The following is a 12,460-nucleotide window of genomic DNA, read 5'->3' as shown; positions in this document are numbered from 1 at the left end:
AGTTGGTAAATGGGGCTCAATAAGTCAAATAACTATAACAAGGCATTCATGGTAATGAGGGGAATCCCGACATTTCTAACATTGCGGCTGCTGAGCACGCGAGCACTAAGCGCGGTGGTGCCCCAGGCCGAGTCGCAAAGTGACTCACACTGGCCACCAGCTGACTCTGCTTGTTGTTGCCGAGGCTTTAATTAGCCCTGACCGTCGTGATTCGGCAGTTAAACCGGTTGCGAACGCAGCGGCCGCCAGATGAGCCGAAGCTGTGGCTCATTATTGAAGTGGAGGATATTCAACCGCCATTTTTCCAGGCTGATATCAAGGCCAATACCCTGGGCATGGTTCTATTGAGTTGATTCGGCACCCGGCCGAGAATGCCTCAGGCCTTAAATCATCAACTGGAAATTGCTTCATAGCCTGCCCTCAATTTCAGTTTGGCCGCAGCGCTGTAATCCACGGCTTCGGTGGTGGCTACCAGCAGGTGGTATAGAGTGCTGGCCGGGGCCAGATTGTTGGCGATCTGGTTTTCTGCATCGAGCTGGTCGATATAGAGGCCGGGAATCCTGTCGTCGAAGTAATACCTGAAGAGCAGCTGAATGCCCAGAGCGGCATGGTTTTCCGCTTTCTGGTCCCCCGCACTTGCCTGGCAGAGGCTCGCTTTGATCATTTCCGTCAGTGGCCAGCAGCGCTTGCTAGCTTTCAGGATCCTGCCCCGGACGGAGACGGCGTCGTACAGCAGTCCGGTTTCCGGTTCCGTTCCCAACTGCAGTGCGCGCTGATACAGGGTTTCGGTATAGCGCCGCACAGGTGCACCACTGCGCTGGCTGTATTGATGTAACAGCCAGACCCACTCGAGCATATGTCCGGGCTCCACTTCCTGGCCTTCGTCATCGCTGAGAGGGCGCCAGTCGTGATGGAAATACTCCAACAAGACGCAATTCTGGCTGTCGTAAAAACAATTTTCAAACAGGGCAAAAATTTCGCCTGCCCGGGCCAGCCAGCGGCCATCACCGGTGGCATCATAGAGGGCGATAAATGCCTCCAGAAGGTGCATGTGCGGGTTCTGCCTGCGAGTTTTTGTGTGGTAGTCCCCTTCCAGCCAGCCGCCACGAGGGCCTTTGATGTACACGTCCAGGTGCTGAATCAACGCTTCCGCCTTGCGCAATGCAGAGCTGTCATTGAACGCTCGAAACCGCCAGGCACAGGCTAGGAGAAAGAAGGCCAGGTCATACACATCCTGGCGCGTGTCGTGAATGCCATTCTCACTGTTGAGTACGTGTACATACACCTGCGGCGCGCTGGGGTGCTGTGCGTAGCGGGTAACGAAACGATCCAAGTCCGCCACAATACCGTCGGCACCTTCCACCCAGCCACGTCGGCTTGCGCACGCCAGCACGAACATCTGCCTCGCTTGGACTCGGACCCGCTTGGGGCAGTCGCTGTCGGGGCGCCCTTCGGGGGAGAGGCGCTCATGGGCGCTGCCACTTGCACGGTCAAAGCCCTGCGCCATCCAAAGGGGGAGGGCGGCGCTGATCATCCAGTTCTCCAGCTTTTGTGTCCAATGATTGATATTCAGAGACATTAAATTGACCTTTTCTGGCAAAACATTTCAAAGTGGAACCGGTTACAATTGCTTGCGATGGAGCGTCTTCACTATCTTAGAGAGCATTATGCGATTTTATGTAACCGGTTACAACGATGATTCCGGTCAGGCCGATGTTGCTGAGTTTGTGGCGGGGAGGGCATCCCGCGCCAACGAGCGGTCGGGATCAAAACCCGCTTGTGCTGGAGGTGTCGGGCTAGCGGGGGCGAGGTGGTGTACTCTTGCGCACAACGAAGTCGTAGGACAGAACGGTTTCCGTCTGCTGGAGTTCCTGGCCCTCGATCAATTCCAGCAGGGTGTTGAAGCTGGCTCGTCCCAGTTCTTCTGCTGGCTGGGCGACTGTTGTGAGGGGGGGATCACTGTAGCGGGCAAATTCGATGTCGTCGAAGCCGGTGATAGACATTTCTTCTGGCACACGAATTCCTGCTGTTTTCAGTCCCTGAATACAACCGATGGCCATTTCATCGTTCATGGAGAAAATGGCGGAGGGGCGGTTCTTCATGCGTGCAAAGTGGTTCGCAGCCATCAGGCCGGAGCCCATGGTGAAGTCGCCGTTTACCAGCAGGTCCTCTTCAAATGGGATGCCTGCGCGCTCCAGACTCGCCCGATATCCCCGTAGTCGGTCTCGGGAGTGGGGGTTTTCCGCCAGTCCCGCCAGCACACCAATGCGCCGGTGCCCCTGGGCGATCAGGTAATTGACCACCTCCTCGGCAGCGCCGGCATTGTCGATACGCACGGAAGGGTAGGGAGTGTCTTCGCAGCCGGCGGCAGAAACGATGGGAATGTCAGCCTTGGGTTGCAGGGATTTGCCAGGAATATGCGGGCGCAGCTGCAGGATGCCATCGGCCTGGCGGGTTTCTACCAGCCGCGTGTACTCCTCTTCGCGGGTGCTGGAGTCGCGGGTGTCGCCGAGTAGAACGCTGTAGCCTTTTTGCTGGGCGGCATCTTCAATACCGCGAATTACCGTGGCGAAGAACAGGTTAGAGAGGTTCGGTACCAGAACGACGATTGAGTAGGCGCGTACTGCTCGGAAGTTGCGCGCCATCATGTTGGGGCGGTAACCCACCTTATCAACGGCGTCGCGGACCTTGCGCAGTGCTTCCTTGGAGACTTTTTCCGGTGTGCTGAGCGCCCGGGAGACGGTAGCGATGGAGACGCCCGCTACTCGCGACACTTCCCTAATACTCGACATATTCTCTGACCATCGGTAGCTGGATCGCCATACCGGTAGGTACGGCCCGCCTCAGGAACGCCACTTGTGGCTTGTGAGGCCTGAAAAGTTACCGGAAAACGCAAGAAAGCTCTAGCAAATTTGATTGTAACCGGTTACATTAATATTTCTGGCGGGCTGTTATGAGGGGATTACCCCTGGTCGCCCCCAATAAACTGAAGAGTGCGGACTAATACCGCGCCACGCGATAATAGAGAGAAGAGCTGCCTTATGAGCCTTGCACCTATAGACCTCACGGTAATCGGGCTGTATCTACTTGCGTCGCTGTTTATCGGGTTCTGGGTGTCCCGCAAGGCATCGAAGAATATCCAGAGCTACTTTCTAGGCGGCAACAAGTTGCCGTGGTACTACCTCGGGCTGTCCAACGCATCGGGTCAGTTCGATATTTCCGGCACCATGTGGATGGTGTACCTGCTGTTTATTTATGGCCTGAAAAGTATCTACATACCCTGGCTGTGGCCCGCCTTTAACCAAGTTTTTCTGATGATTTTTCTGTCTATCTGGCTACGCCGCTCGGGTGTAATGACCGGTGCTGCCTGGATTCGCTTCCGGTTTGGCGAAGGACGCGGTGCTGAGCTCTCCCACCTGGTGATCGTCGGGTTTGCACTGCTAGTGGTACTCGGCTACCTGGCCTACGGCTTCGTCGGCATTGGCAAGTTCGCCGCTGCGTTTATGCCCTGGCAGCTCTCGGCCGATCCACATAATAACGAGATTTACTATGGCCTGATCCTCACGACAATCACGGCGGTGTACGTAGTGAAAGGCGGCATGTTCGGGGTTGTCCTTACCGAGGTGATGCAGTTTGTCATCATGACCGTTGCGTGTGTGGCGATCGGGCTGATTGCCATGTATCAGGTTTCTCCAGAAATGCTGCGCGCCGCGGTGCCTGAAGGTTGGTTCAGCATGAACTTCGGGCACACACTTGATCTCGACTGGAACGGTATTCTCGACAGCGCCAACCAGCGCATCGTCGATGACGGCTGGTCGCTGTTCTCGGTGTTCTTCATGCTGGTGTTGCTAAAAGGCATTCTACAGAGCATGGCCGGGCCGGCTCCCAACTACGACATGCAAAGGATTCTGTCCGCCCGTACCCCGGTAGAGGCGGCGAAGATGAGCTGGCTGGTAAATCTGGTGCTGTTGTTCCCGCGCTACATGATGATCACAGGCCTGACAATTCTCGCCCTGGTTTTCTTTGTCGGCGACCTGCAGGCGATGGGAGATAGTGTCGATTTCGAGCAGATTCTGCCATTCGCACTTGCCAATTACGTCCCAGCGGGTTTACTCGGGTTGGTGGTGGCCGGACTGTTGGCCACCTTTATGTCGACATTTGCCGCGACCACCAACTCGGCGCCAGCCTATGTGGTCAACGATATTTACAGACGCTATTTCAACAAGAATGCCGATGAGAAAACCTATGTGCGTATGAGTTACTTGGTGTCCGTCACATTTGTAGTCCTGGGTACCGGTATCGGCCTGTTCGCACCGTCACTCAACTCAATCATCCTCTGGATCGTAAGCGCACTGTACGGCGGATACACCGCGGCAAATATCCTCAAGTGGTACTGGTGGCGTATGAACGGTTTCGGCTACTTCTACGGCATGCTCGCCGGCCTGCTGGCCGCGATCCCCATGATGTTTACCGATATTTCGCCGCTTTACGCATTCCCCGGACTGTTTGCTTTGTGTCTGGCCGTGAGTACCGCCGGTTCTCTGCTGACCAAAGCAGACGACATCGAAACCCTGAAGACATTTTATTTCAGAACCCGGCCCTGGGGCTTCTGGAAACCGGTGCATCAGGCCCTGCTGGTGGAGCACCCGGACCTCAAGCGCAATACCGAGTGCAAGCGAGATCTCATCAACTGTGCGGTCGGTCTTGTCTGGCATACCGCACTTACTGCCGCGCCCATTTTCATGGTGATACAGCGCTGGACCGAGTTCTCCATCTCTATGGGCGTGATTGCACTGACCAGTTATCTGCTGTGGAGAAACTGGTACCGACTGATGCGTGATGATCCCGATGCGGAGCTCGGAGAGCAAATTAAGATGCCTGAACATATCTCAGGGCGGAGTCCGGTAGCTGCGGCAGGTTGATCCGCTTCCATGCGCTGGCTCGAAGAAATATGGCATACATATAAGTGCCACCTATTAATACAAACCATCACCGAAAATTAGAGTTAGCCGAGTGAAATATGTCTAGTCACCTTGAGAAAGTGCGTGCGCTGATCGAACAACAGGAAGCCCTGCTCACCAAAAAAAATTTACCATCGGAAGGTGGCAACGGGATTTATCAGCGTTGGCAGAACCCGATTATCACCCGACATCATGCCCCTATTGTCTGGCGATATGACCTGAATGAGGCTAGTAATCCTTTCCTGATGGAGCGCCTCGGTGTGAATGCGACCCTCAATTCCGGTGCCATAAAGCTGGATGACAAATTCCTGCTCGTCGTGCGTGTGGAAGGTGTGGATCGCAAATCCTTCTTTGCGGTGGCGGAAAGTGATAATGGCGTGGATAACTTCCGTTTTTGGGAAAAGCCGGTTGTGATGCCGGAAACCGAAGATCCGGATACCAATATATACGATATGCGCCTTACCCGGCATAAAGATGGCTGGATCTACGGACTCTTCTGTACGGAGCGCAAGGATCATTCCCTGCCCAACGATGCCAGCGCGGCGGTTGCCCAATGTGGTGTCGCCCGTACCCGCGATCTGAAAATCTGGCAGCGCCTGCCGGACCTGATTACCCACAGCGGTCAGCAGCGCAACGTGGTTTTGCATCCAGAATTCGTTGGTGGCAAGTATGCGCTTTACACCCGCCCACAGGATGGCTTCATCAGTGTCGGCAGCGGCGGTGGCATCGGCTGGGGTCTTACCGAGTCCATGGAAAATGCCGAGGTCCTGAACGAATCGCTGGTGGACACCAAGGTGTATCACACCATCAAGGAAGTGAAAAACGGTCAGGGCCCGGCGCCGATCAAAACTGACAAGGGGTGGCTGCACCTGGCTCACGGTGTGCGCAATACCGCCGCCGGTCTGCGCTATGTGCTGTACATGTTCATGACCGACCTCGACCGCCCGTGGGAAGTAACTCACCGTCCCGCCGGCCACCTGATTGCGCCAGAAGGTAGTGAGCGCCTTGGTGACGTTTCCAACGTGGTATTCAGCAACGGGTGGATCGAAGAGCAGGGCAAGGTATACCTCTACTACGCCTCCTCCGATACCCGGCTGCACGTGGCGACCAGTTCTGTCGAGCAACTGGTGGATTACTGTGTGAATACCCCGGAAGACGGATTGCGCTCCGCGACTTCCGTGCAGACTCGTATCGATCTGATCGAACGCAATGCCGCGGTACTCAGGGATCTGTAAATCATGGAACGCCAGATGGATACCCGGATGGAAAGCCTGGAAGCAGTAGCGCCGGAAGCGCAGCGCACACAACAAGACGCACTGACAAAGCTGATTCCCGAGTTCAACCATCAGCTTAAGGACATCGCCCGCTGGTGGCGGGACCATTCGCTGGACGAAGCGCATGGAGGATTTCTCGGCGAAGTCAGCGTGTACAACATCCCCCATACGCAGGCGGACAAGGGTGTGGTGCTGAATGCGCGCATCCTGTGGTTCTTCAGCGAACTGGGTTTGCACCATCGCGCGCAGGGTGAATCCGATGTGGAAGCAATCGCGCTGGCCCAGCGCGCTTTTGATTACTTTGTTCAGTATTTCGATGATGCCGAATACGGCGGTGCCTTCTGGTCGCTGGATTATCGCGGCCAAGTGCGCGAGGCGAAAAAACAGACCTATGCTCAGGCATTTTGTATTTACGGTTTTGCCAGCTTTTATCGATTGACCGGCAATACGCAGGCACTGGACAAGGCGCAGGCGTATTTCCGCAAGATCGAAGCCCACTGTGTGGATCGCTCGCTCGGTGGTTATGTGGAAGCAGTAGCCCACGACTGGAGCCCGGTTTCCGATTTCCGCCTGAGCGAAAAAGATCTCAACGCACCGAAAACCATGAACAACCACCTGCACGTGCTGGAGGCCTATACCGGCCTCTATCGCGCGCTACCCACAGAAGAGGTGGCTACGGCGCTGCGCGCAAGTATCGAGTGGTTCTGTGAATACATCGTCAACGAAGAAAATGGACATCTGCGCCTGTTTCTGGATATGGAATGGCGAGATGTTTCCGGTGGTTATTCCTACGGACACGATATCGAAGGCAGCTGGCTGCTGGAGGAAGCACTGGAAGTGCTCGGTGATCACGGGTTAGAGGCCCGTTACATGCCGCTGGTACGCGCACTGGGCGAATCCTGTTTGCGTGAGGGCATTGGCGAGCGAGGCCAGGTGCTGGATCACTTTGATTTCAAAACCCACGCACGCCAGTTGGACTCCGAATGGTGGGTGCAGGCAGAAGCTCTGGTGGGATTCCTGAACATGTGGGAAGTTACCGGTAGCGATGACTACGCCCGAGCGTTTAATGCTGTGTGGAAGTACGTGAAGTCCTTCCAGATTGATCACGACGATGGTGAATGGCTGTACCACGCCTCGCTGTACCGCGCGAGCAAGGGCGATCAACGCTACAAGCTTGGATTCTGGAAAGGTCCCTATCACAACGGGCGCGCCATGATGGAAGTGAGTCAGCGCCTCGCACGTTTGGTTCAGCAGGAATCCGATGAAAAAATACAGGAGGAGGCTGTTCGTGAAACCGTTGCATAGTCTCATAGCTACGCTTCTGACCGCTTTGACGGTGAGTGGCTGTGAAAAATCCGTCAGCGATCCGTTGCCCGAGCACTGTCAGGTTCCTGAATTGCCTGGCGGTTCCGAACAGGTCGAAGCGTTTACCGGCTTCGAACATTTTATCCGTCGCGATGGAATCCAGTTGCTGGATGGCGACAAGCCGGTGCGTTTTATCGGCCTGCACGCCACCGAACTGCATCGCATTGAAGACGATGTAGCCTCAAAGGGCAGTACCATCGGCAAGTCCGATCACTTCCGCTGGCCTACGGCGCGCGAGCAGGTCAACTGGATCAAGGCACTGGTGTACAGCGGCCACAGTATTACGCGGATCTACACCCTCTCGGTGGACGATATCGAACTGCCACGGGATGTGCGTGCAAATATGCCGGCACATATCGTCAAAAACCCACAGACCGGGTCTATCGAACTGGATGAATCCGCAATGCAGGTTTATGACCGCATGGTGTATTTGGCAGATAAGTACGGCTTGCGTCTGATTGTGCCCGTCATCGACCACTGGAGCTGGTGGGGTGGTAAGCATGAACTGGCCAATATGGTTGGTGAGGGTGATGGTGATACCAAGGAAGACGGCCCGCTGTATGACGTAAACAGCAAAACCTTTGCGGCCTACGCCTCCATTATTGAAGAGCTACTGACCCGTCAGAATAGCTGCACCGGGCGTGAATACCGCGAAGAAAAAGCCATTATGGCCTGGGAAACCGGTAATGAACTACGCGGCACCAATAAGGAATTTCTCGCGCAGACCGCCGCCTTGTTCAAGCGTCTCGCACCGAATCAGTTGGTGGTTGATGGCGATCAGCAGGCGGACTACACCCATCCACCGGGATCTGCGGATATCGAAAGCGGAGAATTTCTCGGCTTACTCGACCCTAACGTGGATCTGCAGTCCAACCATTTTTACGGCGGTTATATGTCGCCGGAGGTGGTGCGCAAACAGGCCGCACTGGCGCGAAAGTTCAACAAGCCTTTATTTATCGGCGAATACGGATTACAGCCTATTGAAACCATCCGCGCGGTTACGGATGCCTGGGTCAATGAGCCCGCTGTGGCCGGTGCCCTTGTGTGGGGGTATCGCGGACATCGTGAGGCGGGAGGTTTTTACTGGCACTACGAGTCCGATGGGCATATGAGTTATCACCTGCCAGGATTTACAGTGAACGATGGCAATAACGAGCTCGCCGTTATCGAAATGATCCGTGAGGCACAGGCGAAGCTCTCTTTCAGTGAACGGGCGAAAAAATTTTCCACTTCCTGGCCAGTACCCCAGGCACCACTGCTACACCCTATCTCCGAAACTGGTGAAGTCAATTGGATGGGTGCTCCCACCGGTCGCTATTATCGGCTTTATGTATCGGAAGACGATGGTGAAGACTGGACGTTACTCGCAGACAAGCTGGTCGATGCAGAAAATGGCTGGGATCCGGAAACCATGGATCTTTACACCATAACGGCGAGCCTGGAAAGCTCAGAGCTTAAGGCGGATTCCGCTGCGAAAGTGCGCTGCAAACTCTATCGGCTGACAGCGGTCAATGGGGCCGGCGAATCGGAGCCATCCAATTCACAGTCCTATTGTACGCCCGACTAATGAACTGTATCTGCACTAAATTACGCAAAGTCTCATTGCATTATAGTAAATTGCCTCGTCAACCTCATTGGTTGCCGCTGTTGAGGAAACTCGCAGCGGCTTTTTTATTTTCGGAATAGGGATTAGGGGAAGTGGTGACCGATGATGAAGTGTGGCCCGGCACTATAGACCAAGTTATAGCTTACTGCTTTAGGTTGTCCGAGTGGCGGCGGATGATAGCCAGCGTGCTGGTGTCCGTATCGAATACCGAGTTCAGGCCCTGGGGTTCCTGGGGAGGGTCCCCCAGAAAATCACTGCCTGGCTGCCACCGATATTCCGGGTTGTCGGTGCGGCCATAGCCGCTGAACGTCCAGAAGTTCGATCCTACCAATGGGCCACCGGTACTGCTGCTCTTCTCGATTCTCTGATAAATAAATTCCAGGAAGCGATCCCGGTAATTGGTGTCGGCATTTGGTGAAAAGCTGCCACCGTCCCGCTCAACGCCAAACTCTTCCAGTACCAGGGGTTTTTCCTGTTGCTGTGCAAACTCGATGTGACGGCTCAAATAGTCTGTCGCCTTGTTGACAGCAACCGGGTAGGTGTCTTCCGGATTACTGGCGTCAAACCAGCCCCAGTTCTTGATCCACAGATGCACGGTGAGATAGTCGATGGCATCGGTATCGTGGGCTTCCAGGTAGACCTGGGCCTGCTGTTGGGTGCCGGCGAGTCCTTCGCTGCCGCTACTCACGAGCTGATACGGCGCGAGCTGGTCCAGGATTGCTGCGCTCTGTTGGACCCAACGTACATAGTCCCTGGCCCGGGATGCATCGAACGATGCCCCCCCTGAGCGCGGCTCATTGGCCAGTTGCCAGGCCATGATCGTGGGGTCTTCCCGGTACAAGGTCCCGGTTATGCTATTTATTCTTTGACTCAGAGCGGCGGCGCTATCCAGATACTGTCTCTGGCATGGAGCGCAGCGATAAAAGTCAGTGGTGTTCTCGATATATTTATCCCACTTGCCGCTTACATCCGGGTCGTACAGAGTGGCTTCCTGGTGCCATACCAGATACTGCGACATACCACCGGACCACTGCCAGAAGTTGGTCAGGTACAGGACCGCTCTCATATCTCGCGCTTCCATTTCCGCCAGCAGGCGGTCTAGCCCCTGAAGCAGTGTTTCATTCATTTGCTCCGGCGCGGTAACAACTGCGGGCTTAACGCTGCGCGACAGACTGCTTTGCTCGGAAAGTGCCAGTACTCGCAGGTTGTCAATGCCGTGGGTCGCCATCAGGTCCAGTTCGCGGGTTAGGCGTTCGGGATCCGTCGCAGCCAAGTAGGCGCCATGCCAGTAGTTCGCACCGGTAAAACGGTAGGGGCGGTCGTCCAGTTGGAATTGTCCGTCTTGCACGTGTACAAACGCATTGGTTGGCACATGAGCAGTATCTGTGGTCGCCTTTGCTTGTTGCTGGTCGCAGCCGGTAACTGCTGTCGCCACGGCTAGTGCAATGGTCGTTATTGTTTTCACTACGGATGGAACTCTCTCATCGGTTTTTTGGGTTGTTGTCAGCCGACATGTTTCTCGTACTACGATAGCGGTTCAAAAGGCGGTTGGTACTGCTATCAAAAGCGTCGCAGGCGTTCTCGTTGGAAAGGTGGGGGACCAGGGCGGCGCATATCTGCTTCCCCAGCTCTACTCCCCACTGGTCGAATGCGTTGATGTTCTGGAGAACGCTCTGTACAAATACTTTGTGCTCATACAGTGCGATCAGTGCACCCAGGGATGCCGGTGTCAGCGCATCCATGGTGAGGGTATTGCTGGGGCGGTTACCGGGCATGGTTTTGTGCGGTGCCAGTGCTGACGCGGCGGTCTCTTCCATCCCCGCCTCGAGTAGTTCGGCGATCGCCTGCTCAAGTGATTTGCCCACCATTAGCGCACGGCTTTGCCCCAGGCAGTTGGCCACCAGCAGATCCTGGTGGTTGCCGAGGAGGTTGTGGGAGCACAACGGCAGTATGAAATCCACCGGAATCAGCAGATTGCCCTGGTGTAGAAGTTGGTGAAATGAATGTTGACCGTTGGTGCCTTCGGCTCCCCATATGATGGGAGACGTGGGCTGGTGTAGAAACTCACCCTGCAGTGAAGTAGATTTTCCATTGCTCTCCATATCCAGCTGTTGCACGTAACCGGGAAAGTCCCCCAGATAGTGATCGTAGGGCAGTAGTGCCTGGGTATCCGCGCCCCAGAAACGCTGATACCAGAAGCTTAACAACGCCAGAATAACCGGCATGTTCTCTTCCAGCGGAGCCTGTTGAAAATGCTGGTCCATTGCCGCTGCTCCCCGGTGAAACTCGGTGAACTGCTCGTAACCGACCGCCAGCGCGAGGGGCAGGCCGATGGCTGACCAGATAGAATAACGGCCGCCAACCCAGTCCCACATCGGGAAAGTGTGTGTGGAAAGGATGCCAAATTGCGCAATCCTGTCGGTGGCGGTGCTAATGGCGGCAAAGTGGTGTCCGATGGCATCGAGACGCCCGGTCTTCTCCATCAGCCAGTCGCGCGCTGTGTACGCGTTGGCAAGAGTCTCTTGGGTGGTGAAGGTTTTGGAGGCGACGATAAACAGGGTAGTTTCAGGGTCAGCGTTGCGCAGTTTTTCCGAAATATCGCTGGCGTCCACATTGGAGACAAACTGAACCTCCAGATCTCGCTTCGCATAGGGTTTCAGTGAGCGACAGGCCATGGCAGGGCCCAGGTGTGAACCACCAATGCCGATATTTATCACGGTACGGAAGGGCTTTTCCGTGACGCCGGTAATGCTACCTCTATGCACGCCATCGACAAACTGTTGCATGCGCGCGAGGGTCTCGTCGACCTGAGCGCGCAGGGATTCCTGCCCCGGTATCGCCCCGCGCAGGAGCGGGTGCAGCACCTGGCGCTGCTCGGTGGTGTTGATCGGGTCTCCACGAAACAGCGCGTCTCTACGCGCTTCCAGCTCGTGGGCTCGGGCAAGTGCAAAGAGAGCCGCCATTGCGCCCTGATCGATCCTATTTTTTGAGAAGTCCAAATACAGCCCCGCAGCCTGTATTTGCAGTGCCCGCCCGCGATCAGGGTCGAGCTCGAACAGGGTTGTCATCGCTGTGTCTGAGAGTCGCTTTTTTTCTGCACTCAGCTGTTGCATTAGAGTGGCTGTTTCTGGAATGCTCACGATTACCTCGGTCTGTATCATCTGGAACTTATTCCCCGGCACTTCTGATGCCTTCAGAGGGGGGGCAGCATGCTATTCAACCACAGTGTGTAACCGGTTACATCTTTTGGCGTC

Annotated in this window: 8 protein-coding genes; 4 read left to right on the top strand and 4 right to left on the bottom strand. The window is 55.5% G+C overall.

Translation table 11 applies throughout. The annotated features are described in order from the left end of the window. Window positions 1–391: 391 nt before the first annotated feature. Together ACH6CX_RS14410 and ACH6CX_RS14405 are read right to left on the bottom strand one after the other, a co-directional pair. The gene (locus ACH6CX_RS14410; protein ID WP_396675642.1) at window positions 392–1,579 is read right to left on the bottom strand and encodes an AGE family epimerase/isomerase; all 1,188 of its coding nucleotides are present in this window, start codon (window positions 1,577–1,579) and stop codon (window positions 392–394) included. Between the two features lie 217 nt (window positions 1,580–1,796). Then, window positions 1,797–2,792, bottom strand: a complete 996-nt coding sequence (locus tag ACH6CX_RS14405) for a LacI family DNA-binding transcriptional regulator (RefSeq protein WP_396675640.1) — start codon at window positions 2,790–2,792, stop codon at window positions 1,797–1,799. A gap of 249 nt (window positions 2,793–3,041) precedes the next feature. On the opposite strand from ACH6CX_RS14405, the gene ACH6CX_RS14400 reads away from it, so the two are divergent. From ACH6CX_RS14400 to ACH6CX_RS14385, 4 genes are all read left to right on the top strand, one after another. Beyond that, a complete protein-coding gene (locus tag ACH6CX_RS14400; RefSeq protein WP_396675638.1) occupies window positions 3,042–4,922 on the top strand; it encodes a sodium:solute symporter family protein in 1,881 nt (626 codons plus the stop codon). A 98-nt stretch (window positions 4,923–5,020) separates the two neighbouring features. Beyond that, window positions 5,021–6,196 carry a glycosidase gene (locus ACH6CX_RS14395; protein WP_237063188.1) on the top strand — a complete coding sequence of 392 codons (1,176 nt, stop codon included), beginning with the start codon at window positions 5,021–5,023 and terminating at the stop codon, window positions 6,194–6,196. Window positions 6,197–6,199: 3 nt separating this feature from the next. After that, on the top strand, window positions 6,200–7,540 hold the full coding sequence (locus ACH6CX_RS14390) for an AGE family epimerase/isomerase (RefSeq protein WP_396675635.1): 1,341 nt from the start codon (window positions 6,200–6,202) through the stop codon (window positions 7,538–7,540). Further along, window positions 7,524–9,167 (top strand): beta-mannanase man5E, encoded by a 1,644-nt coding sequence (locus ACH6CX_RS14385; RefSeq protein ID WP_396675633.1) that lies wholly within the window; start codon window positions 7,524–7,526, stop codon window positions 9,165–9,167. The genes ACH6CX_RS14390 and ACH6CX_RS14385 overlap by 17 nt, the downstream gene beginning before the upstream one ends. A 181-nt stretch (window positions 9,168–9,348) precedes the next feature. Here the strand turns inward: ACH6CX_RS14385 and ACH6CX_RS14380 are convergent, their stop codons facing one another. Both ACH6CX_RS14380 and pgi read right to left on the bottom strand, forming a co-directional pair. Further along, window positions 9,349–10,671 carry a cellulase family glycosylhydrolase gene (locus ACH6CX_RS14380; RefSeq protein ID WP_237063182.1) on the bottom strand — a complete coding sequence of 441 codons (1,323 nt, stop codon included), beginning with the start codon at window positions 10,669–10,671 and terminating at the stop codon, window positions 9,349–9,351. A gap of 16 nt (window positions 10,672–10,687) precedes the next feature. Continuing rightward, window positions 10,688–12,367, bottom strand: a complete 1,680-nt coding sequence (gene pgi / locus ACH6CX_RS14375) for a glucose-6-phosphate isomerase (protein ID WP_396675631.1) — start codon at window positions 12,365–12,367, stop codon at window positions 10,688–10,690. Window positions 12,368–12,460: the final 93 nt, after the last annotated feature.

The organism is Microbulbifer sp. JSM ZJ756, assembly GCF_044383805.1.
Classification (GTDB): domain Bacteria; phylum Pseudomonadota; class Gammaproteobacteria; order Pseudomonadales; family Cellvibrionaceae; genus Microbulbifer; species Microbulbifer zhoushanensis.
Note: the sequence above shows the minus strand (reverse complement) of the source record. Positions and strands in the feature narration are given on the sequence as shown.